Genomic DNA, 25,346 nt, shown 5'->3' on the forward strand with positions numbered 1-25,346 from the left:
GCTTTTTTAGTGAATGGTATAAAAAAATATGAGTCAAAATTTTCAATCAATATTTTTAATATTCCAGAAATTTTTACTGCCCGTTGTGCGTATTCTGGCTTTTGCCTATATTGGTTTAGCAATAGTTTTATATATTGGTCAATCAAACTTAGTCTATATGCCTAGTAAAGAGGTAATAGAAACACCTGAAACTGTCGGCATAAAGTTTGAAAATATTCGATTGACAACTAATGATAATGTCAACTTAGACGCTTGGTTTGTACCAGCTAGGGATAATGATTTAATTGGTAAAGGCGTAATTTTATTTTGTCATGGGAATGGCGGTAACATTAGCAATCGCATTAGTTACTTACCAATTTTTAGAGAATTAGGACTAGCGACGTTTCTATTTGACTATCGAGGCTATGGCAAAAGCGAAGGTAATCCTAGTGAAATCGGCACATATAAAGATGTCGAAGCAGCATGGAAATATCTCACCCAAGAGCGTAAAATTCCTGCCCAAAAAATTATCATTTATGGTGAATCTTTGGGTGGCTCGATTGCTTCCTACATTGCCGAAACCACTCAACAAGATCCCAACAATAAAGCCGCAGGGTTAATTCTTGCCTCCACATTTACCTCAATTAGCGATCGCGCTTCCGAGATTTATCCATTTTTGCCAATTAGACTGCTATCCCGCTATGCCTATAACTCCATAGAGCGATTACCCAATATCAAAATTCCTGTCCTAATTATGCATAGCACTGAGGATGAAATCATTCCTTTTCAGCATGGCGATCGCAACTTTCAAGTAGCCAATGAACCTAAAAAACTCGTTAAACTGCGAGGTGATCATAATGGAGGTTTTCTAGATTCCCTTGAGACCTATCGGAAGGGTATTCAAGAATTTATTCAAAAAATATAGCAACCCCAAAAGATAAATGACGACGCGAAACTTCGTCATTTATCTTTTGGGAATTGCAAAACCTAATCATTGCGATATACAACAGCTATATTGTAGAAAGCAAAAATTACTTGTAATCAAAAGCTAAAAGCTAATCTCCAATCCTCTAATCACTAAATTATCCGTGTTACTAGGTTTCGATCCCGGAAAACAAAAATGTGGCGTTGCCGTCATGGGCTTAGATCGTAAGCTGCATTTTCAAGCAGTGATCCCTAGCCAAGATGCGATCGCTAAAGTCGGCAACTTATTAGATAGCTATCCCATATCCTTGATGGTAATGGGCGATCAAACTGCCTCTAAGCAATGGAAAGCTCAATTGCAATCTACATTCCCAGATTTACGGATCATCACTGTAGATGAGCGCTACAGCAGTGAAGAGGCAAGGCAAAGATTTTGGCAAATTTATCCAGCAAAGGGATTGATGAAATTAGTGCCACTGGGAATGAGATCGCCCGATCGCCCCATTGACGATATTGTTGCCGCGATTTTGATCGAGCGCTACCTCAGCCGCCTTATTAGCTCTTGAACTACAGAAATTTTTTGAAACCGTTGTAAAACAACGGTTTCAAAAAATTTCTGTGGTTGGCTTTGAGGACAAAGCACTGTAAAAAGTTTTATCAAGCTTCGTAAAGTAACATTAAGTAAGCTTGAAGCGGGGGTATATAGCAATGATATCTTTGCAAATGATAACAAAGGCGTATACGCAATTTGGGAGACAATCTCAATGTCAGAAGAAACAGCAACAGCGACCTTTACTGCACCTACTCCCACAGGTAAAACTCCTATCTGGGGCGGTAGCACAGGCGGTTTGCTTAACGCAGCCTTTACTGAGGAAAAGTACCTGATCTCTTGGAACAGCCCCAAAGAGCAAGTATTTGAAATGCCTACAGGCGGCGCTGCAACTATGGTCAAAGGCGATAACTTGCTTTACTTAGCTAAGAAAGAGCAAGCCCTTGCTTTGGGTACACAGTTGCGTAAATTTAAAATCACCAATTACAAGATTTGGCGCGAATTTCCTAATGGCGACCAAGTTTATCTACATCCTAGCGATGGTGTGTTCCCTGAGAAGGTGAATGCTGGTCGTGTTGCCGCTAATAGCGTCAGCCGCAAGATTGGTGACAATCCTAATCCTATAAGCGTTAAGTTTACTGGTAAGGGAACTTACGATGTCTAATTAATGGCTTTGGCTATTAATCTATCGCTCTTATTTATTTTTTAATTTTTTGCAAAAGCTACTGCGATCGCTTGATCTCGGTGGCTTTTGTTTTGTGGAGACTCGCTGACGCGAGTAACACAGTGAGGCAAAAGCTACTGCGATCAATTGATTTTGGTAGCTTTTGTTTTGTGGAGACTCGCTGACGCGAGTAACACAGTGAGGCAAAAGTTACTGCGATCGCTTGATTTCGGTGGCTTTTGTGGTGTAGAGACTCGTTGGCACGAGTCCCATAAACCAAGATATTTTTTGAAAGTGTTGCTTCGCAACACTTTCAAAAAATATCTTGGTTTGTTTTTAGCGCAAAGCATCATAAAAGAAACTTCAGTTGCTCGACAAGGGGCTTAAGCACCTTGTTTATCATTTGCTTTTGTAATGACTCTGATAGCTTTATCGAATCTATCTTGAGTGGTATGGTCTGTTAAGAAATATAAAGTATTATTAATCCAGATAAAGATTTTTACCGCTCAAAAATCCAAACACACAGGAGATAATTGCAATGTCTGACTCTACAGAACCCAAATTTGGTTTTAATACCTTCGCTGAAACTTGGAACGGTCGTCTTGCAATGCTTGGCTTCGTTATCGGTTTAGCCACAGAGTTGCTCACTGGTCAAGGTATCCTTTCTCAAATCGGCTTGCTATAGTTTGATGGCGCTTTGTGCTTTAACCACAAATTAAACAAAACAAGAAAAGCGTTGCTGAGCAACGCTTTTCTTGTTTTGTTGGGGATAAAAGAATGGGGTGACGGAAAGTATCGACCCGTTCTTTTATCCTTTCAAATATTCAAGAATCTTTTGGAAAAGCATAATAATCTTGTCTTCGCCATTATCACGAATGAAGATATCAAAATTTGGATGAGAATTCGCTTCAATTAACCAATAGTTATTTTGATCATCTAAGGCAACATCTAGCCCAACATAGGTAAGGGGCGTTTTCTGAAAAATCGGCTGAATAAAATGATCAATTTCTTGAATGATTCGAGAATCTTCGACTAATCTCGCGATCGCACCCTCCCAATGCAAAGGACTGAGATTACCTGCAAATTTAGCTTGGGAAATGTCCTTCTCATAGAGAACTATTTGCTGTTGATTAAGGCAAACAGAGCGATATTCCTTGATGATATTAATGGGCTTCTGAACTAGGGCAACGTAGTCATAGCTTTTAGTATTAACGTTAAAAATAGTATCTAAAGCATGGCGAACTTGAGATAAATCCTCACATTTAAAAACATTACTCCCACCCGATCCTCGATTTCTTTTGACAATAACTGGAAAATCAAATTTTTCCTTTACTTGAGTGACAATTTGATCGATAGATATAAATTCTAGATACTCCAAATATTTTTCATCGCAATAGGGAGAAATGAAAGAGACTGTGTGCGGCATTTGCACAACATCTTGAAATACTTGATAGAAATATTGCTTATCTTTGAAGATCTCAGCAACTGATTGAGGAGTAAGAGGTGTGGAATAGTTAGTAAAAAAATATTCGCGATCGCCAAGGATGACTTTAACTAGATTTTGATTAGGGTGTAATATCTCATACTTAATTTCGCTTTTTTTGCAAGCGGCGATGAGCATCTTAATATTCGTGAGCATGGTTAAAGATTATAAAACTTAGAAAGAGTCAAATTTTTTGTAGCATGGCTTCGCCATGCTACAAAAAATCTGCTCTTTATTTTACTTTTTCGTAGCCAGACGATGTTGAATTTCTAAATATACTAACAATGCATTTACATCCGCAGGATTAACCCCACCAATACGGCTAGCCTGTCCGATAGTCATGGGACGGATCTTGCTGAGCTTCTCTCTAGATTCTTTAGAGAGGGTCTCAATGGCGTTGTAATCGATATCCACAGGAAGCTTGCGATCGCTATGCTTAGCCACTTCCTCAATTTGATGCTCTTGGCGCTGAATGTAACCCACATACTTAACTTCGATTTCCGCAGCAAGGCGCTCAAATCGATTCAAATCAGGATCGGCTAATCCATAGTGAATTAATTCGGCATAGTTAAATTTAGGGCGACGTAAGAGATCTGAGAGAGTAATTGCTCCACGAATGATTTCGCCTGTTTCCGATGTAATCCTCTGCCCCAGTTCATCCTTTTCCTTAACACGAGTTTCATTAAGACGTTGAACTTCTGCATGGACGCGTTCCTGCTTATCGCAGAAAAGTTGCCATCGGCGATCATCCACTAGCCCAATTTCACGTCCAATGGGAGTCAATCGGCGATCGGCATTATCCGATCGCAAGATCAGCCGATATTCGGAGCGACTGGTCAACATCCGATAGGGTTCGCGTAGCTCCTTGGTGCAGAGATCATCAATTAATGTGCCGATATAACTACTGGCGCGGGGAAGTACCACCATTTCTTTGTCTTTCGCAAATAGAGCCGCATTCATACCTGCGACTAAACCCTGTGCTGCGGCTTCTTCATAGCCTGTCGTTCCATTAATCTGCCCCGCACAAAATAGCCCTTCAATCAATTTTGTCATTAAGGTGGGATAACACTGCGTGGCGGGAATGTAATCATATTCCACTGCATAGGCAGCCCGCAGCATTTGACAATTTTCTAGTCCCGGAAGTGTTCTCAGCATTTGCAGTTGAATATTTTCAGGCATTCCCGTTGAGAAGCCTTGAATATAAAGTTCGGGAATATTTCTTCCCTCTGGTTCAATAAAGATTTGATGACTCTCTTTGTCGGCAAAACGGACAATTTTATCTTCGATACTTGGACAGTAGCGAGGTCCTTTAGCATCAATAAAGCCGCCATAAACAGGGGTAAGGTGCAGATTCTCCCGAATGATGCGATGGGTTTCGGGAGTGGTGCGGGTCAAATAACAATTCATCTGTTCCCGTTCTACCCATGCAGAAGGGTCGAAACTGAACCAGTTCTGTTCTTCATCGGAAGGCTGAACTTCCATTTTGCTATAGTCCACTGTGCGCCGATCTACTCGCGCTGGCGTACCTGTTTTCAGGCGATCGGTGACAAATCCTAAAGCATTCAAAGTTTCTGTTAAACCTGTTACCGCAAATTCTCCTGCTCTTCCAGCGGACATGGAACGATTACCCACCCAGATTTTGCCATTGAGAAATGTGCCTGTGGTCAAAATCACAGCTTTGCAAGCATAACCCACCCCAAACTGGGTCTCAACGCCGATAATCGCTTGGTTTGGATCAAGTAAGACATTAACTACCGTTCCTTCCCGTACCGAAAGATTTGGTTCATTCTCAACTACAGTTTTCATTTCCGCAGCATATTCGCGCTTATCCGTTTGCGCTCTTAACGCCCAGACTGCGGGTCCCCGCGAACTATTGAGAATTCTTTTTTGTAAATAGGTGCGATCGGTAATCTTCGCAATTTCGCCACCAAGGGCATCGACCTCATGGACAAGTTGAGATTTTGCAGGCCCTCCAACAGCAGGATTACAAGGTTGCCATGCTATGCGATCAAGATTGAGCGTGAGTAGGAGAGTTTTACAACCCATGCGTGCGGAGGCGAGAGCAGCTTCACAGCCTGCGTGACCTGCGCCCACTACAACCACTTCAAATTCATCAAGAAAATGTACTTGATCGCTTGAGTTTAGCAAATTACCCTTTATCTCGCTCATTGTTTGACAGACCTGACCAACAGAGGATTATTCTAGCCCATAGTTATAGCTGTAGTCACTTGCATTAAGACTAACCAAAAATCAAGAAGCGAGTGGCGGCGCTTAGTGCTGCTACTCGTCTTCTGGTTTAGAGTCCTCACAAGACTGGCGATCGCTATAAAATTGATCACACGCACAAAAATTCATGTGCTAGAGTTGGATTACTTTTTAATCTCGCATTCCTCACACAAATCACCTTTCAGGAAGTTGACATGGCAAAAGGCGGACTTGTACTTGGTACAACAGCAGCACTAGCTGCGGCTGTTGCAGTTGTTGGTTTTCAACTAGCAAACCCTAGCATCGCCGCATTTCGGGATAGTCCCAAAGAGATCGTTGACGAAGCTTGGCAGCTTATTAATCGGGAATATGTTGATGGTTCTTTTAATAAAGTAAATTGGCGGCAGGTCAGACGGCAGTATGTCGAAAATCGCGACTACTCATCTAAGGCTGAAGCTTATCGCTCAGTTCGCGAGATGTTGAAATTACTGGATGATCCATACACCCGTTTTATGGACCCTGAGCAATTTAAGAGTATGCAAATCGACACTTCGGGGGAACTCACGGGTGTTGGTATTCAGCTTGGCATGGATGACACAACCAAACAGTTGACAGTAGTTGCGCCGATCGAAGATTCGCCTGCGTCTAGGGCTGGGGTTTTGACTAAAGACATTATTACTTCGATCGCTAATAAATCTACAGAGGGCATGGACATTAATCAAGCCGTCGCCCTAATTCGTGGTCCTGCTGGCACAAAGGTAAAACTGGGAATCAAGCGTGGCGATCGCCAATTTGATCTTGAACTAGAACGAGCCAAAATTGAGATCCATCCCGTTAAAGCAGAATTGCGCGACACTAATGCGGGCAAAGTGGGCTATATCAGCTTGCGTCAATTTAACGCCAATGCAGCAAGCGATATGCGTAAAGCCATCCAAGATCATGTTAGTAAGGGCGCTGTTGGTTTTATCTTAGATTTGCGCTCAAATCCCGGTGGACTACTATACTCTAGTGCTGAAATTGCGCGGATGTGGCTAGATAACGCGACGATTGTTTCCACCATTGACCGTAAGGGCGAAAGCGAACGCTTAACTGCTAACCGCCAAGCTCTCACCAATAAACCATTGGTAGTCTTGGTAGACGGTGGTTCTGCGAGTGCTAGCGAAATTTTGTCTGGAGCTTTGCAAGACAATAAGAGAGCCGTCATCGTAGGTACTAAGACCTTTGGTAAAGGCTTAGTGCAGTCCGTACATTCCCTGAGCGATGGCTCTGGCATGGCGGTGACGATCGCTAAGTACTACACTCCCAGTGGTCGGGACATCAATCACATGGGCATTGTGCCAGATCGCGTAGTTGAGTTGACTAAAGAGGATCTCGAAAAACTTAACAAAAATCGTGATTTGGTGGGTACGTCTTCCGATCCTCAGTTCGCTAAAGCAGTCGATATTTTATCTGGCGAACTAAAAAGCGTAAGTTCACGCTAGTTATAAAAAAGCCTTGCTAAGCAAGGCTTTTTCGTACAAAACAAAAATTGCGGCGCAAAGTGCCGCAATTTTTGTTTTATTGCTATATAAAAAAGCCCTGCTAAGCAGGGCTTTTTTATGAGTCCACATGGCGAGTTAATACGGCTTCCATCGTACTTTCTAAATTTTGTCCTGCAATGATGCCCCCAGTTAAAGAGTAAACATTGTTATCACGACGATAGAGGGTTTGAAAACCTGTACGCATTTTCTTGTCCCCCATTACCCAATAACGCTGAATAATAGAATCAGGGCCGATAATCCCTTCACCTTCAACCTTGCCCAAGGAGCTATCATCCACCACAAAGGTAAACCGACGCTCATCGGAATCAATGCGACCTTTATAAGCCATGGTTAATTCTTCGCGATCGCTAGAGGGAAACGTCAGTTTGGTAACCATCGTGAACCAGAAATTATCTTTTGACCAACCTACTAAAGTCCTACCCTTGACACCAATGGGCATTGAGTCTCGATCTATCCAGTTACCTTCGAGAGTCCATTTCCCTGGTTGCACTAAAAAGGTATGTGCCACAGTTTTTATCGCCTAATTTTTTAATTATTATGGCTTATTTTATCGCTCTGAAGCAATTGTCAGGTCAAAAGGCAATAGAAATGTTATCTCCAATAAAGATGTCAACGCTTCGCGTTGACATCTTTAAGCTAATTCTCGGAAATGTGGCAACACTTTTGTAAATTAAAAGCCCACCCCAGTAAGGTTTTTCAAATTAAGATTTTAAATTAAGAAATGGCTTAGCCATTTCTTAATTTGGTATTAGTTGACCAGTCCCGATCGCAAAGCAACTACAGCCGCTTGAACGCGATCGTCTACCGAGAGCTTATTCATAATTCCCCTAACGTGCGTTTTGATGGTGTTGGGGCTGAGATAAAGGGTAGCGGCTATTTCAGGATTGCTCTTACCGTCCACGATGAGCCTCAGCACTTCTAATTCACGCTGTGACAAATGAGAAACATTTTCGGCTTGGGTGGGTGGCTTGAGGTGATCCATGACCTTACGGGCAATTTGTGGATCAAGGTAAGTAGCACCTTCTTTGGCGGCACTAAAAGCGGATAAAAGACTTTCTGTACTGGTTCCTTTGACACAATAGGCATCAGCTCCACTAGACATAGCGGCAATAATTTCATTATCATCGGTATGAGAACTGAGCATGACGATGTGAACATTGGGCAAATTGGTTTTGATTTTTTGGGTTGCGGCAATTCCATCTAATCTAGGTAGCCCGATATCCATCACAATAATGTCAGGGATTAATTCCTGAGCCATCCTCACCCCAATATAACCATCTTCAGCAATGCCAACTACAGTAATGTTAGGCTGTTGAGAGAGAGATTGTTCTAGTCCAAGTTGAATGAGTGGATCATCTTCAACAATTAGAACTCTTAAAGGTGGTGATGCCGTTGCCACAGTCATAATTCTCAGTTTTGTATGCTTGCCTTGATTATATAGTATAGCGGTTTTGATTTTGCCTAGGGCAAAATTAAAACCTAAAACCCTTGCTAAGCATTGCATACAGCCCTGTACACTCAAACCCGAGTCAAGAAAGTTTTTAAAGTGTTGCTTCGCAACACTTTAAAAACTTTCTTGTGATTCAATTCAATTGCTCGGAAATTGTCGTAAGCCCTAAAGTTATTGGAGAAAAAGAATGAGCGATATTAATTTGGAGAAGATTGAACAATTAATTGATGAAGGCTATATCTCCAAGCGATCGCATTTTAGTGGGGAACTTTTTATCTATAACTACACTGCCAAAGCTCAGTACGATCGCCAATGGACTCCTGAAACGATGCAATGCCGAGGGTTGATTTTGGATAAAAATGGGGCGATCGCGGCGCGTCCCTTGCCTAAATTTTTTAATCTACAAGAATACACACAAGCTTTACCTGCGGAGCCTTTTGAGGTCTATGAGAAACTAGATGGATCTTTAGGAATTCTCTATTGGTATCAAGATCAACCCTATATCGCTTCTAGAGGAAGTTTTAATTCTGATCAAGCTATAAAAGCTAATGAGATCTTCAATAGACTTTATGCTCAATCCATTCCCAAACTAAACCAATCGCTGACCTATTTATTTGAAATCATCTATCCTTCTAATCGAATTGTGGTTGACTATGGCGAGATGGAAGCCCTAGTTTTGTTAGCCGTAATTGATACTCAGTCAGGTGTTGAGTATAAAATCGAAGAGTTTGGCGAATTAGGTTTTCCTATAGCCAAAAAATATGATGGGATGAAGGATTTAAAAGTAATCGCGAACCTGAATGAGCAGAATAGAGAAGGATTTGTGATCAGGTTTGAAAGTGGTCTCAGACTTAAGTTTAAGTTTACGGAATATGTAAAACTGCATCGCGTCCTTACTCAAGTTACCAGTAGAGTGATTTGGGAAATGCTACGCGATCGGATGCCCTTTGAGGATATTTTGGAACGGGTTCCCGATGAGTTTTATAACTGGGTAAAGGAAACTAAAGCGGGCTTACTTGCTCAATACCAAGAGATAGAAGAGGCTGCAAAAGCTGATTTTAAAAGGATTATTGCGGTTGTAGATCGAAGCGATCGCAAGGAGATGGCAAAGCATATTTTAGCCTGCAAAAATCACACAATTTTATTCTCTCTCTTAGATGGGAAAGACTATAGTGACTACATTTGGCGAACTATTAAACCTAGCCATGAGAAGCCATTTATGGACAATGAAGAGGTCTAACATCCGCAGGGATTGCATTGTCCAAATGGACAGGCGTTACTTGCAAGACAAGCGCCGCACGATATTATCGCTATGATCAAATTGCGGTTGTCTCATGGAAGTAAGTGTAATCCAGATAGCGATGTCCGTCATTGCCCATAAAAATTACATCGACAAAACGTTGGTTAAACAGGAGAGTCCGAGCCGCATAGATATGGCGAGCATGGATGGTTCCTTCGATGGTTTCATCAATACCTGTAAGCGAAACCAGAATTTGAGCATGTAAGCGTTCCATTGTTTCCAAGGTCAACCCATATAGAGGACTGATTTCGTCAATAGTATGCATCACTGTCCACGACAGTAAAAATACAGGAGAGTGTTCACGAACTAACTTCAGTTCATGCAACCGTCGCATCATTTGTCCTTCTGAGGTGATTTCATCGATCATCAGATAAACTCTCAATTGTGCTTCGAGAATGTTATTCTGGCGTTCGTTGGCGGTGCGAAACATGAGTGTGGGAATGCCATTGTAGTCATGAATCGTTGCCACACGGCTGAACATTACACGGGAAGAGGATTTGGCAAATCTCGTAAAGGCGATCCCTGTAATCACAGCGAACAACATTAAACTAGCGATCGATTCTAGAGTGACCACTAGATTCGCATAAAGTGTTTGCGGATTCATCACTCCATAGCCAATGGAAGCAAGGGTTTGCACACTAAAGAAAAAAGCCTCTAAAAATCCTACTTCTTTTACACCAGCGATCGCATTGCCATCGATTAGATAGAGAAGGGCAAATACAGCATTGAGAAAGATATCAAAGAGGACTACGATCAAAAAAAATCCAAACCAAGGAATCGTTAGCAACAGATGATAGGGATCACGCAAATAGGATAGCCAAGAGTTACCACCCACAACCTGAAGCACTCCATCCCTTTGTTCAAGTTTAATTAAAGGACGGGGAAACTTACGCTTGATTCTCATATAACTAATCTGCCTGCATAGTATCTTTATATTTATAGCGCTTTGCGCTCAAATCCAAACCAAGGAATTTTTGAAGTTGTTGCTAAGCAACAACTTCAAAAATTCCTTGGTTCGTTTGATCGAAAATTGCTTTGTGGTAATATGAGCCGCTATTTTCACTCTTTACAACAAACCTCAAATGTCGCAAGTACACATTTACCCAGACTTAATGGCTGGTCGTCTCGTTAGCCGCTACAAGCGATTTTTTGCAGATATAGAATTAGATAACGGGGAACTAATTACCGCCCATTGCGCTAACACGGGACCAATGACAGGGGTATGTGAAATTGGCAGCCCTGTTTTAGTTTCCTATCACCCTAGCCCCAAGCGCAAACTTGCCTATAGTTGGGAAGCAATTTATTTAAATGAAGAATGGATAGGTGTGAATACGAGTCTACCTAATCGCGTAATTGGGAATATGCTCGATCGCCATTTATTACCAGAGCTAGAGCCATATACTAACGTGAAGGGTGAGGTCGCCTATGGCAATGAAAAGAGTCGCATAGACTTTCTATTGACTAATGATGAAAATCCAGAAGGAATTCCCAAAATTACGTCAAAAATTACGACAAACAGAACCTATGTGGAAGTTAAAAATACTACTTGGTGTCTGGGCAATCTTGCCCTCTTTCCCGACACGGTGACCACTCGCGGTCAAAAGCATTTACGTGAGCTAATGTCAGTCATGGATGATCATACTGACGCTGCCATAGTTTTCTTTATCAATCGCGGCGATTGCGATCGCTTTGCGGCCGGGAGCCAAGCTGATCCTGAATACGGGCGACTACTTGCAGCAGCGATCGCTAAAGGAGTCAAAGTCTTGCCTTGCCGATTTAAAATTGAGCCGCCGAAAATTATATATCTGGGATTAGCAAGTCTAGAAGTTTAAGCTAAATCTGTGAATATATAGGTTGCTTTGAAACCTATGTATTCACAGATTCAGTAAAGATGATTTATGTTGAGAGGTTTTTGTCTAACTTGTTAGTTAGCGGACTTCCGTAAAGGGGCTAACAATTTTCCAGAAGGTGTAAGGAACTCCAACACTCAAAACAAAATAGACTGCCAGTTCTGCCATAGTTTATATAGATGCTTTCTATGTAAAAGTCTGAATGTGTAACATATGTTACCCAGTAGATCTGTAATATACATCTTTGTCCATATTTTGGCTATCTCTAGGTGGATGATTTTATCAAGCTGTGCGTCAATCCAATACTCCATACAGATTTGCAGCAACTCGCGCCGCAAATCTCTAGGTCAAAACTATGGAATTACAGAGTTTTGCTTTACATCGCGAAAAAAACCAAAGATTGATGGCGGCACTTTGTGCCGCCATCAATCTTTGGAGTTTTGATTGCAAATTTTTGTACCAAACTAGCCAACTTATGATAGTCTGTCTGCCTAACGGGGTTACTCCTAAAAAAAACTTAATAAATCGTTTCTCACCAAAGGAAGTGATATCTGTGAAAAATCTGATCAAATGTTTACTAGGCTTGACTGCATTAGGATGCATGTCAGCGATCGCTACTCCCTCAGTCCAAGCGCAACCAGCCTATGGTAGCTACTTGGGCGTAGGTGCTAGTTTTGGCTTTACCAGTGGTAATTCTAGCCTTGGCGAAAACTCTCGTACTTCTGCTGTAGTTGCCGCACGCTACAAATTTCTCGAATTTCCTGTTTCGCTCCGCACCCAAATTCTGATTGGTAACAGTACTGCTGTTGTCCCAACGGTTTCCTTTGATGTGCCATTGAACTTTGATACCGATATTTACATTGGTGCAGGCGTAGCTTTATCTAATACCGTCGATACTACGCCCGTAGGTAACAAAAATAGCTTTGTCGTCCAACCTGGAATTGACTACACCTTGCCAAATAGTAATCTCGTCCTATTTGGAAACGTTATTTTTGCTTTTGATGCCTATCGTAATTCCCCCGGGACTTCAGCTACTTCTTTACAAACTGGTTTAGGACTGAGATTCTAAGTAAATCCGATCAGTAAATCAGATTTTAGTTTTCCGCTTGACTCTCAGTTTGATTTTCAGGTTTGATTTTTAGTAAAGATGTCCCTCGTTATGTCCGTCGTAAGCCTCCATGCAAAATCTTGTAGCTGCGTTTGAGAGTCAGTTCGCTCATAAACAGTTCTCCGCCGCTTCAGCAACGCTTCAGCAATTGCTGTCCGATTATCCTGACGAACCGCAGTTACAGATTTTGAAAGGTCGCCTATATTACGCCACTGGTCATACCAGTGAGGCGGAAACAATTTTTCGTAGTCTGCTTAAGGCTCAGTTACCTGCTCATTTGATTTCACAGGCTAGACATGGCTTGCTTGCGATCGAAATGGCTGAGGTTAATGCACGTCAAGCCAAGGTCGATGATATCTTAAAGCTTGAAGGTGGCTCTAGTCTGGCTTATTTAGCTTTGTTGCCCGTAGCTGCGGAGCAGAAAGATTGGGCGATCGCGAAACTGGCGAGAGTCTTCCGTACCGATCCCTATACAGCAAGGTTTAAAATCCCAAATCGCCATCCGAAAATTATTCGCATTGGCTCGTTAGCAGAAATGCAAGCCTATGGCGAAGAATTACAAAGCTATGGGGTTGCTACGATTTGGCTGAGTCTAGATAAGATCTCGCAAATACCCATCTATAAAGTTGAGTACTTTAGCCAAAACCAAATTAATCACCATGGTGAGCCACAGGTGCGGGCGATCGCTAATACCGATGAAATCGCTTTTACCCCTCAAGATGTCATCACAAAGGTAGAAGGGATTTTACCCACCTTTGGGGAGGTGGTCATAGTAGATGCGAAGCACAAGCTGGCGAGAAAAGAACAGATTTTAGATCGGGTGCATATCTGTGATCTGCATTTACAAACTTACAGGGTGAATGGCAAGCAAAGCGATCGCGGATGTATTTTGCGCTTTCATGATAATCACTATCGCTTTGAGGTGGGACTGCAACTGTTAGTTAAGCGATCGCTAGAGCATATTCCCCCAACCGTTCAAGAGCATTGGACGGAGTTAAGCAAATGGTTAGGGCAGACCATCACCACCGCCAAGATTGCTTCTGATTTTCAGAATTTTGCGGAGATGTCGATGAGCTATCCTGAATTTTTGCAAGCGATCGCAGAAACCCATATCAAGCTAGATCGGTTTAAACCGAGTCTATGGGATAACTGTTTCCAGTTATATAGCAGCACTATTTTCAATTATCCCCATCTCGCTAGCTAAAATCCCAAGGATTAACGTTATGCCGCTTCGCGCTGCAACGCTAATCCTTGGGTGGAAATGGAGTAAGTAAACTTGCTTTGCTATAGCAAAGCCAGAGTTAGCCAGTACAAACCAAAACCCAAAAAGCGAGTTGCGGCGCGAAGCGCCGCAACTCGCTTTTTGGGTTTTATGTCCTAAGCAAAACTTACACTGCTATATCTCAAAAGCAAATAATCAAGAGCGTAATTTAATCCAGATTAAGATGATAATATTCGTAAAACTGTCACAGGTAAGACGATGAGCGCACCAACTGCAACCAAAATCGGACTCAACACCTCTCTTCCAAGTATTCGTCGCATTCATAGCATTATTCGCGACAAAAACGAAGTTGAAATCAAACTACTCACAGGAGATCAACTACGAGGCAGAATTGTATGGATTGATGACCAATGCCTCTGTATGGATGCATCGGGACATAAAATTGTGATCTGGCAACATGCGATCGCTTTTATCAAAGGCTAAAGAAAGTTACTCCCTCCAAACCCAAGGGATTAGCATTGCGGCGCTTCGCGCCGCAATGCTAATCCCTTGGGTTTTAATACTGGGAAGGGAGTAGAGGAATTGGTATAATTATTCATTTTATAGCTGTCGCCATTCTTGTTAAGACACAAACCCAGAAAGCGAGTGATGGCGCGAAGCGCCGCAACTCGCTTTCTGGGTTTTGATTTATCCTAATCCAAGTGACCACAGCTATAAAACCGCTAGATTAAGTTTGTAATAAGGATTGTAAGCTCTGAATAACTTTACTTTTAAATTAGAGTGTCAATGCTGCCACACTGAAGCCAGAGTTGGGCAGTTTCACACCCCCCACGGAATCGTGCATACACCTCGGTTTATGCCTGTTGGCACATTAGCAAATGTGAAAACTGTCACGCCCACACAACTCAAAGACTGCCAAGCGGAAATGGTACTCGCCAATACCTATCATCTGCATCTGCAACCTGGGGAAGATGTCGTCGCAGAGGCAGGGGGCTTACACAAATTTATGAATTGGGATGGACCGATTCTTACGGATTCGGGCGGTTTTCAAGTATTTAGCCTCAGTGAAATTCGCTCCATTAGTGAGGAAGGGGTAAAGTTTCGATCGCCTCGCGAAGGCAACATGATTAACCTCACACCTGAGAAATCTATCCAAATCCAGAACCAACTGGGAGCGGATGTAATCATGGCATTTGATGAGTGTGCTCCCTATCCCGCCACCTATGAAGCCGTGAAGCTTGCAGGTCAACGCACTACTCGATGGCTAGAACGCTGTATCAAAGCCCATGATCGTCAAGATGTTCAAGCTCTATTTGGCATCATTCAAGGCGGAGTTTATCTAGATCTGCGTCAACAGTCGGCTAGAGAACTCATTCAATTTGACTTACCTGGGTATGCGATCGGCGGCGTAAGTGTTGGTGAACCTCCCGAACTCATCGAAAAGATTGTTAAAGCCATTACCCCTCTCCTGCCAAATAACAAACCTCGCTATCTCATGGGCGTTGGTACATATAAAGAAATGGCTCAAGCAGTTGCTTCAGGCATAGACTTATTTGATTGCGTCATTCCCACACGCCTAGCCCGTCATAGCGTTGCTCTAGTCAAAGGCGATCGCTGGAATCTGAAGAATCAAAAATTTAAACGTGACTACGAAAAACTAGATCAGGACTGTCCTTGTTACGCCTGCCAAAACTTCTCGCGTGCTTATCTGAGTCATTTAGTGCGATCGCAAGAAATACTTGGATACACATTGCTATCAATCCACAACATTACCGAATTAATCAGATTTACCCAACAAATGCGTCAAGCAATTATTGAAAATAGATTTGTAGAGCAGTTTGGTCACTATCTAACATCTGAAAACTTTACTAGCAAATAAAAACAAGCATGTTTCGCCTATTACTCTATTTCTGTATCTGGATCGGCTCAATGGGAATAGCCATATTTGCAAGTCAAAATATATTTCCTGTGACAATTAGACTGGGTTCATTAGAGTCGATTAGGTTGCCTTTAGGACTTGTGCTAATTTTTTGTGCAGGAATTGGCGCAGTATTGATGACTTCACTGACGACAATATCCCAAACATCGATAAAATTTACCCTACCTAACATTAATAAAAACTCAAAAGTTAACTCGAAAATACCCTTCTCCAATCAACAACCAAAACAACAACAAACCAAAATTAAAAATGAATTTACAAAGAAAAAAGCACAATATAAAGATGACTTTGATGATGATTGGAATGAGGACTGGGAATAGAATGTATTCTTAAATACATTTGTGTTGGACGGCTTTTGTTAACTTTCAAAAGTCAGGATTATTGTTACTATGCAAGAATATTGTAGTCATAAAAAACTATTTAGTATTTCATATGTAACAAATGCATTTTTAATTGGTGTGATGGTATGAAAAAAATCAGCAATATCTCAGTTCTACTTGGTCTGAGTCTGCTAGCCTCAGCTACAGGCGCGCAGGCGGAGACAAAAAACGCACAAGTACAATCTCAAAGCGTTGCTTCTGCTCCAGTAGTTCAATCTTCGATGCCTACTACGGAAGTAAAGCTGAATGAATCAGAAACTATCCGTGCTATCAATACAGAATTGAACCGCCCCAAAGAAGTAGCTCAAAACGTTACTTCCGTTTCTCAACTGAGCGATGTTAAGCCTACAGATTGGGCTTTTACCGCACTACAGTCTTTGGTAGAACGCTATGGATGTATTGCAGGTTATCCTGATCGCACATTCCGTGGTAAGCAAGCAACCAGCCGCTATGAATTTGCCGCAGGTTTGAATGCTTGTTTAGACAAGATCAATGAAATCATTTCCGCAGGTTTAGCCGACAAGGTCAGTAAAGAAGACCTTGCCACCTTACAAAAACTCCAAGAAGAGTTTGCCTCTGAACTTGCTACCCTCCGTGGTCGTGTAGATGCTCTGGATGCGAAGGTTGCTAAGCTAGAAGCTCAACAGTTCTCTACAACCACTAAGTTAAGTGGATTGGCTTTCTTCAACGTAACTGGTGTTTCAGGCAATAATGCAGTTAAAGATCCTACGGGCGCTATTGCTAAGACTCCAAACGTGACCATGAGTGGCTTGGTGTGGCTCACCTTAAATACCTCTTTCACAGGTAAAGACTCTTTAATCACACAGTTAGCTGTTGGTAACGGTACATCTCCTTTCAACAACTACACACCTCTTACAAGTGGTTTCTTCAATTCCACAGGCGTTCCATTCACCGATCAAACCTCTGGTGCAAGTGCTAATACTTTCGTATTGCGTGAATTGTCTTACTCCTTCCCAGTATTTGAGAAAGCAACTTTAGTTGTTGGTCCTCGCGTCAACTTCTACAAGTACTTCGATGGTATTCGGTTTATCTATCCTTGGAATACTAGCTTCAACTCCATCAACAGCACCTTATTGAGCAATGCAAAGCGTGGTGCTGGTGCTGTATTCATGACTCCTCTGGGCAACCAATTTGACTTCAAAGTTGGTTACTTGTCAGAAAGCAATGAATTTGGTCCTGGTCCTTCTGGAACCTCCGCCGCATCGCCCACCAGCGGATTGTTCGGTGGTAACAATGCAGTGACAGCTGAGTTAGGCTTCAAACCAAGTGATGCATTTAAGCTCCGCTTGCTCTATAGCCGTACAAATATTGCTAGCTTTGGTGGTGGTCTTGTTGGCGGCGTTGGCTTTACGCCCTCTCTTCCCGGTACAGTAGCAGGCGCGAATAATGCTCAGTCCGATGTATTTGCTGCTAACTTTGATTGGCTGCTTGCTAAAGGATTTGGCTTGTTTGGTCGCTATGGCTACAGCACTTCTAACATCAATCTAGCTATTGGTGGTTCTAGCAATGTTGTTACCCAAACTTTCCAAGTTGGTGCTGCTTTCCCCGATCTCTTTAAAGAAGGCGCTCTAGCGATGATTTCCTTCGGAATGCCCTTTAACTTTACTAGCGGCAAGAGTTCTCTAATATCTGGTGCTGGTGATGGCGGTACACAGTACGACCTAGAGTTTTCTTACGTTTTACCTGTAACGAAGAATGTTTCTCTAGTACCTTCTTTCTACACCATTTTCAGTCCTAACAACTTCAGTAGCAATCCTACTGTGTTTGTTGGTAACTTGCAGGCAGTCTTCAGCTTCTAATCACGAATTGTAAACTCTCCAAAATAGAAGGATGTGCTTTGTGCGTCCTTCTATTTTGTTTTTGGGTTCCTAATAAAAGTGTCGCTACTCTTTTGGGAATCGATATTACAGGTAGTTGGTGATACATTTGTTCTAAATGATGTTTGCTAACTTCTGATTGATAGGTATTTGCGTTTTTCATTTTTCTTAGCTCCTAGAATATTCAATCGTTAAAAGGTGTGAAGGCATGAGTCCACTCTATATTCCTCGTCGCAAGTTTATCCGAGGCGCGCTCGCTACAGCAGCCTTTGGAGCAACTTCTCAACTTTGGGTAGGCTGTTCCGAACAAGCTCCAACCAATACAGCCACTACTGGAGCTACAGGTACATCAGGTTCGCCCGCAGCAGCTTTGCTAAACATTGGATTTATCTATGTTGGACCTAAAGATGATTATGGTTATAGTCAAGCTCACTTTGAAGGCGAGACCGCGATCGCTAAGTTGCCGAATATCAAAACAGTGAGTGAGGCAAGTGTAGCCGAAACAGCAACAGTTCAAGAAACTATGCTGAGTATGATTAATCAAAACGCTGTCACAGCATTGTTTCCGACATCTTTTGGTTATTTCGATCCTCACATCCTTAAGGTTGCCGCAGATAATCCTAAAGTGCAATTTTTCCATTGCGGCGGGATGTATACGGAAGGTAAACACCCCAAGAATATTGGTAGCTACTATGGCTACATTGATGAAGCTGAATATGTCGCTGGCGTAGTTGCTGGTTTGACTACTAAGTCTGGTAAGTTAGGCTTTGTAGCTGCGAAACCAATCCCTCAGGTAGTTCGCAACATTAATAGCTACACTTTAGGCGCTCGCAGTGTTAATCCTAAAGCCACAGTTCAAGTCATTTTCACGGGTGATTGGTCGGTTCCTGTTAAAGAAGCGGAAGCTGCTAACAGCATGGTGGATCAAGGTGTAGATGTATTGACCTGTCACGTAGATAGTCCCAAGGTGGTAATGGAAACAGCGGAGAAGCGCAAGATTTTCTGTACTGGTTATCATGCTAATCAGACCAAGCTGGCTCCTAATGGCTATTTGACAGGTGCTGAGTGGGATTGGACTAGTGTATATACCCAATATGTGGAATGGTTTAAGGCTGGTAAATCTGTAACCGACGGAGGAATTCCTCACCTATTGCGTGGTGGTCTGAAGGAGAAATTCTGTAAGGTATCGCCTTTTGGTAGTGCTGTTAGTGCAGCAACTAAGAAGGAAGCCGAGAAGGTCATGGCGAAGTTTATGGATGGCAGCATGGTGATCTATGCTGGTGAGATTAAGGACAACACTGGTAAGGTGGTGATTGCCAAGGGTAAGGAGTATAAGCAGACCGATCTAGATCTAGAAAAGATGGATTGGTTTGTGGAAGGAGTTATCGGTAGCGTTAAGAGCTAACTTTAATCACACAAATAAGAAGCGCTAGGCGCTTCTTATTTGTGATTGGGATATCAACCATTGCAAAACAGCTATAAGTATATGAATTTACGCGATCGCTGGCGTTCGACATCTGAGAATATTCTCATTCCCATTGGAGCAGTTATTGCTTCCTTAGTTGTGTTTGGAATTTTCTGTGCCGTACAGGGTAAAAACCCAATAGCTATTTATGGAACTATCTATCAATCAGCTTTTGGCAATAGTTTCTCTTGGCAAGGTACGCTGATTCGATCCGCACCCTTGATGCTTACATCTTTATGTACGGCTCTGCCTGCGATGTTGGGCTTAACGATTATTGGTAATGAAGGAGCTTTAATTGTTGGCGGTTTGGGCGCGATCGCGATGGGGCTAGCTTTAGCCTCATTACCTCCGCTAATTGTACAAATCTCGATGGCACTGGCAGGAATTATCGCTGGCGGTATCTGGATTATGTTTGTCGGCGCAATTAAGTACTATCGCGGTGTAAATGAAACCATTAGTAGTTTGTTGATGAACTACATTGCGATCGCCTTGCTAAATACTTTAGTTGAAGGTCCAATGCGCGATCCTTCGAGCTTAAACAAGCCCTCTACTTTTCCCTTAGCCGCCGTCAATATGCTCCAGAGTATTCCTAACTCGCGAGTTCACTATGGATTAATTTATGGCTTAGTTGCCTGCGCGATCGCCTATTTCCTCATTCAGCGCACCACCTTTGGCTTTGCGGTACGAACTGTAGGCGGCAATATTCGCGCCGCTAAAATTGCAGGCTTACCAGTCGGCAAACTCACCCTAATCGTTTCATTTTTGGGTGGTTCTTGTGCAGGTTTAGCTGGGATGGTAGAAATTGCCGCAATCCACGGTAGCGCCAATGCTTCCCTTAATGCCGACTATGGATATAGCGGTATTCTGGTCGCTTTTATTGCCAGACAAAATCCTCTGGTTGCAGTTCTAGTGGCAGTCTTGATGGGTGGCATTCTCGCTAGTGGTAGTGCCTTACAGCGATCGTTTGGATTGCCCGACGCAACGGTTCTGCTTTTCCAAGGAATTGTATTTCTTGCCATTCTCTTTAGTGAATCCCTTTATGGTCGTTTAGACTTCTTTAAAGATCGGGAACCTGAAGTGAAAATTGATGCTTCGGCAACTGTGGTTTAGAAGCTAATAGCTTCTAAAGAAGACTATAAATGATAACTAAGAACCCTAAAAGCTAAAAGCCAAAAGCTAAAAGCTAAATTAAAAACTATGACAGACGATACACTTGGTTGGATGAGCGTACCTTTAGCGATCGTCGCTGGAACTCTTAGAGGTAGCGCTCCTTTTCTCTTTGTAAGCTTAGGTGAATGTCTAACAGAAAAAGCTGGCAAAATCAATCTTGGGCTGGAAGGGACATTGCTCACTGGAGCGATGACTGCCTATGCGGTTTCCTATTTGACAAAATCGCCTTGGTTAGGAGTGCTTGCAGCAGGTATGGCTGGTGTGGGATTAGGGTTGATTCATGCTTGGCTATCGCAACGTCCGAGGGTGAGCGATGTCGCTGTTGGGATCGCGATGATTATTTTTGGCAGTGGCATTGCTTTTTTCTTTGGCAAAGCTTTTATTCAACCCAAAGCGATTCCTCTGCCTGTCTTAGATCTAGGTGGTTGGAGCAGTTATCCTCAAGTCCAAGAAGCTCTCAAAGTCAGTCCTTTGCTTTTAATTGGCATTGCGATCGCCCCTTTAATGCAATGGTTCTTTAGTTCTACTCGCTGGGGCTTGTATGTCCGCGCTGTTGGCGATAGCCCCAGTGCTGCTAGAGCGATGGGTATTTCGGTGGTGGGTGTGCGGACTGGCGCGATCGTGGCAGGTAGTTTCTTGGCTGGGATCGGCGGCGCTTGTTTATCGCTCTATTACCCCGGATTATGGTCAGAGCGCATCTCTAGCGGACAAGGTTTAATGGCGGTAGCGCTGGTAATTTTTGGGCGATGGCAACCTGTTAATTGTCTATGGGCGGCTCTTTTATTTGGTGGCGCTCAAGCGATCGGTCCGTCTTTGCAAGCAGTGGGCGTTAGCTCCTATCGCTATTTGTTTAACGCTGCTCCCTATATCTTGACCTTAATCATTACGATCGCCACCTGTTCACCTCGTCGAACTTTAACTGGTTCTCCCGGCGCATTAGGTACAAACGAGTGATACCAAATGAATAAATGGCTACGCCATTTATTCATTTAAAAAGCATTACAGGGTTTGGTTTTAAAATCACAAAAGTGTTGTCACACTTTCGTGATTTGGTGTAAAAACCTAATAATAGAAGAGGGACGCTAAGCGTCCCTCTTCTATTATTAGGTTTTATACTACAATAGGCTTCTTGTGCTGATATCTAGATGCTTTGTGGATTATGGGAAATCAAAGACCGATCGCTGTGGATTTGTTTGCGGGCGTAGGCGGGATGACTTTAGGATTCGAGCAAGCAGGATTTGATGTACTTGCTGCTGTTGAAATCGATCCTATTCACTGCGCTACCCACGAGTATAATTTCCCAGAGTGGTCGGCAATCTGTGCAAGCGTTACGGAAATATCTGGGGATAATATTCGCACAAGATCCACCATAGGCGATCGCGAAGTTGATGTAGTTTTTGGGGGACCACCTTGCCAAGGATTCTCATTGATGGGAAAGCGCGCTTTTGATGATCCGCGCAATCAACTGGTTTCTCACTTTATGCGTTTAGTCATCGAACTAAATGCTAAATACTTTGTGATGGAAAATGTGAAAGGCTTAACATTGGGTAAACATCGCCAATTTTTAGATGAAGTAATCGAGAGCTTTAATCAGCAAGGCTACAAGGTTCTCAAAGAGTATAGAGTCCTCAATGCATCACATTTTGGAATTCCTCAACATCGAGAAAGATTATTCCTGATCGGCTGTCGTCAAGATTTAGCACTTCCCAATTACCCCTCACCGATTACCAAGCCCGCTAAAGCCAAACGTATTCCTAAAGAGCTTGTGAATCTATCAGACAGTCCGACGGTAAAAGAAGCGATCGCTGATTTACCAGATATTTCCCAATATCCAGAACTACGCGATCGCGATTGGTGTGTGGCAGATTACAAAACACCTCAGAGTACTTATGCTAAATATTTACGTGGATTGCAGATAGAACCTCATAATTTATCCTATCCCCGTATTTATAACACTCAAATCCTAACCTCCAGTATTGGCGTTCTTCATAATGATAAAACGATCGCTAGATTCCGTTTGACTGCTAATGGTGAAATAGAGAAGGTTAGCCGTTTTTTGAAGCTCGATCCCGAAGGTATTTGTAATACATTGAGGGCAGGAACTCCCAGTAATAGAGGGGCTTTTACGGCTCCCCGTCCGATTCATCCCTATCAACCCCGATGTATTACCGTTCGCGAAGCCGCCCGAATTCATTCTTATCCCGATTGGTTTCGCTTTCACAGTACTAAATGGCATGGATTTCGCCAAATCGGTAACTCTGTACCACCTCTGCTGGCAAGGGCTGTCGCTAGGCAGTTAATAGAAGTTATCGGTGCAAATCCGCGAATTCCAGAACAAACAATTTATTTAGGCAATGAGCATCTTTTACAGATGAAAATGATAGAAGCTGCAAAAAAATATGCTGTTAGTTCCCATGTGATTGCACCGAGAGTTAAAAATTGTTACAGCACTTTTGCAAATTAAAATTCAAACCCAGTGTAATTCCAAAAAGCTAAGCCATTTTGGGCTTATTCTAAGGCGTAACTTTACTGGCGATGGGCATTCGCCAGCCAGAGCCAAAGGCGCGATCGGTAATTCTTAAACCCGGGGCTGATTGGCGGCGTTTGAATTCGGCTATTTTGACTAGACGCACTACGCGATCGACGATCGCTTGATCATGTCCTGAAGCAATGATTTCCGCAGCAGACAGATGCTGGTTAATTAGCTTATGCAAAATATCATCGAGAATATCGTAGGGAGGAAGAGAATCTTGGTCGAGTTGATCGGGCTTAAGTTCAGCACTTGGCGGCTTGATGATGATGTTAATGGGAATTACTTCCTTTCCATGCTGCTTGATTTTCAAAGGAGAACTAGTCAAATTTAGCCATTCACAAATGGAAAATACTCGCGTTTTAGGAACATCAGCGATCGCTGCAAGTCCGCCATTCATATCACCATAGAGAGTGCAGTATCCGACTGACACTTCGGATTTATTGCCCGTAGATAGTAACAAATGACCAAACTTATTAGAAATCGCCATCAGCAAACTGCCACGAATCCGCGATTGCAAATTCTCTTCTGTCACATCACTGGAGCGATCGCTAAATAGCTCCGCCAAACTTGCCTCGAAGGCTTCCATCATCGACTGGATGGGAATCGTTTTTGTGGAAATTCCTAGATTTTTGGCTAGGGCGATCGCGTCGGTAATGGAATGACTGGAACTGTAGGGCGAAGGCATCAGTACGCCTAAAACATTCTCTTTGCCGATCGCTTCGGTAGCGATCGCCGCCACTAGAGCCGAGTCAATGCCACCACTCAAGCCAATCACCACCTTTTGAAAATGACATTTCTGCACATAGTCGCGTACCCCTAATACCAGAGCCGCAAAGATTTCCGCATCATCATGCTCATGATTTTCATGAATATTGGAATTATGGCGATATTCCCCTTCATTAAAACTAATCACCATTAAGTCTTCTTCAAAACACTTAGCCCGACCAACGATCGCCCCCTTATGGTTAAAAGCCATACTGCGCCCATCAAAAATCAAATCATCATTAGCCCCTACTTGATTGACATAGATCAGAGGTAGATTATGGACAATCGCACTATGGCTGAGCATCGATTGACGCAATTTCTGTTTACCCACCGCATAGGGAGAAGCAGAAAGATTTACGAGCAGGTCAACATCCTTTTCTACTAAATCCGCTACAGGATCATTGGCATAACTGCGCTTGCCCCAAAAAATCTCATCGTTCCAAATATCCTCGCAAATTGTTACCCCTACCCGCAGCAACGTTTGATCCCTAAGCTTTAAGGTAAAAACTTCACTCCCATGCCCCGCCTCAAAATAACGATCTTCGTCAAATACATCGTAGGTCGGTAATAGCCGCTTATGAAAAATTTGCCTAACTTTGCCATCTTGCAACAAAGCGGCACTATTAAATAAAGGCTTGCCCCCCATTTTGCTAGCATTGGGATTTCGTGAAACCGTACCCACTAGCACTGCAACATCATGGGGCAGGTTTTGAGCAAGATCGGCGATCGCTGATTCCATGTCGGATACAAATCGCTGATTCATCAAAAGATCGCGAGGTGGATATCCACAAATCGATAATTCCGATGTGACCACTAACTGCACATCCTGCGATGCTAATTTCTGAACTGCGGACAATAGGCGATCGCAATTGCCCACTAAATCACCAATTAGAGGATTAAGTTGCGCGATCCCAAACTTCGCATTGCCTATTGTCATAATTTGCTTACCAAAATATCAAAGGCACACCTTAAGGGTATGC

The 25,346-nt window shown here is 42.8% G+C and carries 23 protein-coding genes; 17 read left to right on the top strand and 6 right to left on the bottom strand.

Annotated elements, in window-relative coordinates:
• Positions 1–28 precede the first annotated feature (28 nt).
• The 4 genes from H6F42_RS02010 (at position 29) to H6F42_RS02025 (ending at position 2,802) form a co-directional block, all read left to right on the top strand.
• On the top strand, positions 29–904 hold the full coding sequence (locus tag H6F42_RS02010) for an alpha/beta fold hydrolase (protein ID WP_190397673.1): 876 nt from the start codon (positions 29–31) through the stop codon (positions 902–904).
• A 163-nt stretch (positions 905–1,067) separates the two neighbouring features.
• Positions 1,068–1,469, top strand: a complete 402-nt coding sequence (gene ruvX / locus H6F42_RS02015) for a Holliday junction resolvase RuvX (RefSeq protein ID WP_190397674.1) — start codon at positions 1,068–1,070, stop codon at positions 1,467–1,469.
• A gap of 198 nt (positions 1,470–1,667) precedes the next feature.
• Positions 1,668–2,117, top strand: a complete 450-nt coding sequence (locus H6F42_RS02020; protein ID WP_190397675.1) for a photosystem I reaction center subunit II PsaD — start codon at positions 1,668–1,670, stop codon at positions 2,115–2,117.
• A 538-nt stretch (positions 2,118–2,655) separates the two neighbouring features.
• Entirely contained in the window at positions 2,656–2,802 is a 147-nt protein-coding gene (locus tag H6F42_RS02025; RefSeq protein WP_190397676.1) for a chlorophyll a/b-binding protein, read from the top strand.
• A 123-nt stretch (positions 2,803–2,925) separates the two neighbouring features.
• On the opposite strand, the gene H6F42_RS02030 is transcribed toward H6F42_RS02025, so the two are convergent.
• Entirely contained in the window at positions 2,926–3,756 is an 831-nt protein-coding gene (locus H6F42_RS02030; protein ID WP_190397677.1) for a YheC/YheD family protein, read from the bottom strand.
• Between the two features lie 81 nt (positions 3,757–3,837).
• Positions 3,838–5,769, bottom strand: a complete 1,932-nt coding sequence (mnmG, locus tag H6F42_RS02035; protein WP_190397678.1) for a tRNA uridine-5-carboxymethylaminomethyl(34) synthesis enzyme MnmG — start codon at positions 5,767–5,769, stop codon at positions 3,838–3,840.
• Between the two features lie 251 nt (positions 5,770–6,020).
• On the opposite strand from mnmG, the gene ctpC reads away from it, so the two are divergent.
• Positions 6,021–7,286 (top strand): carboxyl-terminal processing protease CtpC, encoded by a 1,266-nt coding sequence (ctpC, locus tag H6F42_RS02040; protein ID WP_190397679.1) that lies wholly within the window; start codon positions 6,021–6,023, stop codon positions 7,284–7,286.
• 115 nt (positions 7,287–7,401) lie between these two features.
• Here the strand turns inward: ctpC and H6F42_RS02045 are convergent, their stop codons facing one another.
• Together H6F42_RS02045 and H6F42_RS02050 are read right to left on the bottom strand one after the other, a co-directional pair.
• Positions 7,402–7,854, bottom strand: coding sequence for a hypothetical protein (locus H6F42_RS02045; protein WP_190397680.1), 453 nt, complete (start codon positions 7,852–7,854; stop codon positions 7,402–7,404).
• 240 nt (positions 7,855–8,094) lie between these two features.
• The gene (locus H6F42_RS02050; RefSeq protein WP_190397681.1) at positions 8,095–8,751 is read right to left on the bottom strand and encodes a response regulator transcription factor; all 657 of its coding nucleotides are present in this window, start codon (positions 8,749–8,751) and stop codon (positions 8,095–8,097) included.
• Between the two features lie 232 nt (positions 8,752–8,983).
• Between H6F42_RS02050 and H6F42_RS02055 the strand changes: the two genes are divergently transcribed.
• The gene (locus H6F42_RS02055; protein WP_190397682.1) at positions 8,984–10,036 is read left to right on the top strand and encodes a T4 RnlA family RNA ligase; all 1,053 of its coding nucleotides are present in this window, start codon (positions 8,984–8,986) and stop codon (positions 10,034–10,036) included.
• 76 nt (positions 10,037–10,112) lie between these two features.
• Here H6F42_RS02055 and H6F42_RS02060 read toward each other — a convergent pair whose 3' ends face one another.
• Positions 10,113–11,000 (bottom strand): ion channel, encoded by an 888-nt coding sequence (locus H6F42_RS02060; protein WP_190397683.1) that lies wholly within the window; start codon positions 10,998–11,000, stop codon positions 10,113–10,115.
• A gap of 178 nt (positions 11,001–11,178) precedes the next feature.
• Here H6F42_RS02060 and sfsA point away from each other — a divergent pair, with 178 nt between their 5' ends.
• From sfsA to H6F42_RS02115, 11 genes are all read left to right on the top strand, one after another.
• Positions 11,179–11,928, top strand: a complete 750-nt coding sequence (sfsA, locus tag H6F42_RS02065) for a DNA/RNA nuclease SfsA (RefSeq protein ID WP_190397684.1) — start codon at positions 11,179–11,181, stop codon at positions 11,926–11,928.
• 562 nt (positions 11,929–12,490) lie between these two features.
• Positions 12,491–13,015, top strand: coding sequence for a hypothetical protein (locus H6F42_RS02070; protein WP_190397724.1), 525 nt, complete (start codon positions 12,491–12,493; stop codon positions 13,013–13,015).
• Between the two features lie 109 nt (positions 13,016–13,124).
• On the top strand, positions 13,125–14,258 hold the full coding sequence (locus tag H6F42_RS02075; protein WP_190397685.1) for a tetratricopeptide repeat protein: 1,134 nt from the start codon (positions 13,125–13,127) through the stop codon (positions 14,256–14,258).
• Between the two features lie 276 nt (positions 14,259–14,534).
• A complete protein-coding gene (locus H6F42_RS02080; protein WP_190397686.1) occupies positions 14,535–14,759 on the top strand; it encodes an RNA chaperone Hfq in 225 nt (74 codons plus the stop codon).
• Positions 14,760–15,030: 271 nt separating this feature from the next.
• Positions 15,031–16,155: a tRNA guanosine(34) transglycosylase Tgt gene (gene tgt / locus H6F42_RS02085; RefSeq protein WP_190397725.1), complete on the top strand. Its 1,125-nt coding sequence runs from the start codon at positions 15,031–15,033 to the stop codon at positions 16,153–16,155.
• A gap of 50 nt (positions 16,156–16,205) precedes the next feature.
• Complete coding sequence (locus H6F42_RS02090) at positions 16,206–16,535, top strand: LapA family protein (protein WP_190397687.1); 330 nt, start codon at positions 16,206–16,208, stop codon at positions 16,533–16,535.
• A gap of 146 nt (positions 16,536–16,681) precedes the next feature.
• Positions 16,682–18,415 (top strand): iron uptake porin, encoded by a 1,734-nt coding sequence (locus H6F42_RS02095; RefSeq protein WP_190397688.1) that lies wholly within the window; start codon positions 16,682–16,684, stop codon positions 18,413–18,415.
• Positions 18,416–18,641: 226 nt separating this feature from the next.
• On the top strand, positions 18,642–19,838 hold the full coding sequence (locus tag H6F42_RS02100) for a BMP family ABC transporter substrate-binding protein (RefSeq protein WP_190397689.1): 1,197 nt from the start codon (positions 18,642–18,644) through the stop codon (positions 19,836–19,838).
• An 81-nt stretch (positions 19,839–19,919) separates the two neighbouring features.
• Positions 19,920–21,008: an ABC transporter permease gene (locus tag H6F42_RS02105; protein ID WP_190397726.1), complete on the top strand. Its 1,089-nt coding sequence runs from the start codon at positions 19,920–19,922 to the stop codon at positions 21,006–21,008.
• An 87-nt stretch (positions 21,009–21,095) separates the two neighbouring features.
• Positions 21,096–22,022, top strand: coding sequence for an ABC transporter permease (locus tag H6F42_RS02110; protein ID WP_190397690.1), 927 nt, complete (start codon positions 21,096–21,098; stop codon positions 22,020–22,022).
• 205 nt (positions 22,023–22,227) lie between these two features.
• Positions 22,228–23,532: a DNA cytosine methyltransferase gene (locus H6F42_RS02115; protein WP_190397691.1), complete on the top strand. Its 1,305-nt coding sequence runs from the start codon at positions 22,228–22,230 to the stop codon at positions 23,530–23,532.
• Positions 23,533–23,581: 49 nt separating this feature from the next.
• On the opposite strand, the gene H6F42_RS02120 is transcribed toward H6F42_RS02115, so the two are convergent.
• Positions 23,582–25,303 carry an NAD+ synthase gene (locus H6F42_RS02120; protein WP_190397692.1) on the bottom strand — a complete coding sequence of 574 codons (1,722 nt, stop codon included), beginning with the start codon at positions 25,301–25,303 and terminating at the stop codon, positions 23,582–23,584.
• Between the last annotated feature and the right edge of the window lie 43 nt (positions 25,304–25,346).

The sequence above is a fragment of the Pseudanabaena sp. FACHB-1998 genome (assembly GCF_014696355.1).
Classification (GTDB): domain Bacteria; phylum Cyanobacteriota; class Cyanobacteriia; order Pseudanabaenales; family Pseudanabaenaceae; genus Pseudanabaena.

Coding starts and splice junctions, on each gene's coding strand:
- H6F42_RS02010 (WP_190397673.1), top strand. CDS start 29: ATGAGTCAAAATTTTCAATCAATATTTTTAATATTCCAGAAATTTTTA.
- H6F42_RS02020 (WP_190397675.1), top strand. CDS start 1,668: ATGTCAGAAGAAACAGCAACAGCGACCTTTACTGCACCTACTCCCACA.
- H6F42_RS02025 (WP_190397676.1), top strand. CDS start 2,656: ATGTCTGACTCTACAGAACCCAAATTTGGTTTTAATACCTTCGCTGAA.
- H6F42_RS02030 (WP_190397677.1), bottom strand. CDS start 3,756: ATGCTCACGAATATTAAGATGCTCATCGCCGCTTGCAAAAAAAGCGAA.
- mnmG (WP_190397678.1), bottom strand. CDS start 5,769: ATGAGCGAGATAAAGGGTAATTTGCTAAACTCAAGCGATCAAGTACAT.
- ctpC (WP_190397679.1), top strand. CDS start 6,021: ATGGCAAAAGGCGGACTTGTACTTGGTACAACAGCAGCACTAGCTGCG.
- H6F42_RS02050 (WP_190397681.1), bottom strand. CDS start 8,751: ATGACTGTGGCAACGGCATCACCACCTTTAAGAGTTCTAATTGTTGAA.
- H6F42_RS02055 (WP_190397682.1), top strand. CDS start 8,984: ATGAGCGATATTAATTTGGAGAAGATTGAACAATTAATTGATGAAGGC.
- H6F42_RS02060 (WP_190397683.1), bottom strand. CDS start 11,000: ATGAGAATCAAGCGTAAGTTTCCCCGTCCTTTAATTAAACTTGAACAA.
- sfsA (WP_190397684.1), top strand. CDS start 11,179: ATGTCGCAAGTACACATTTACCCAGACTTAATGGCTGGTCGTCTCGTT.
- H6F42_RS02075 (WP_190397685.1), top strand. CDS start 13,125: ATGCAAAATCTTGTAGCTGCGTTTGAGAGTCAGTTCGCTCATAAACAG.
- H6F42_RS02080 (WP_190397686.1), top strand. CDS start 14,535: ATGAGCGCACCAACTGCAACCAAAATCGGACTCAACACCTCTCTTCCA.
- H6F42_RS02090 (WP_190397687.1), top strand. CDS start 16,206: ATGGGAATAGCCATATTTGCAAGTCAAAATATATTTCCTGTGACAATT.
- H6F42_RS02095 (WP_190397688.1), top strand. CDS start 16,682: ATGAAAAAAATCAGCAATATCTCAGTTCTACTTGGTCTGAGTCTGCTA.
- H6F42_RS02100 (WP_190397689.1), top strand. CDS start 18,642: ATGAGTCCACTCTATATTCCTCGTCGCAAGTTTATCCGAGGCGCGCTC.
- H6F42_RS02105 (WP_190397726.1), top strand. CDS start 19,920: ATGAATTTACGCGATCGCTGGCGTTCGACATCTGAGAATATTCTCATT.
- H6F42_RS02110 (WP_190397690.1), top strand. CDS start 21,096: ATGACAGACGATACACTTGGTTGGATGAGCGTACCTTTAGCGATCGTC.
- H6F42_RS02115 (WP_190397691.1), top strand. CDS start 22,228: ATGGGAAATCAAAGACCGATCGCTGTGGATTTGTTTGCGGGCGTAGGC.
- H6F42_RS02120 (WP_190397692.1), bottom strand. CDS start 25,303: ATGACAATAGGCAATGCGAAGTTTGGGATCGCGCAACTTAATCCTCTA.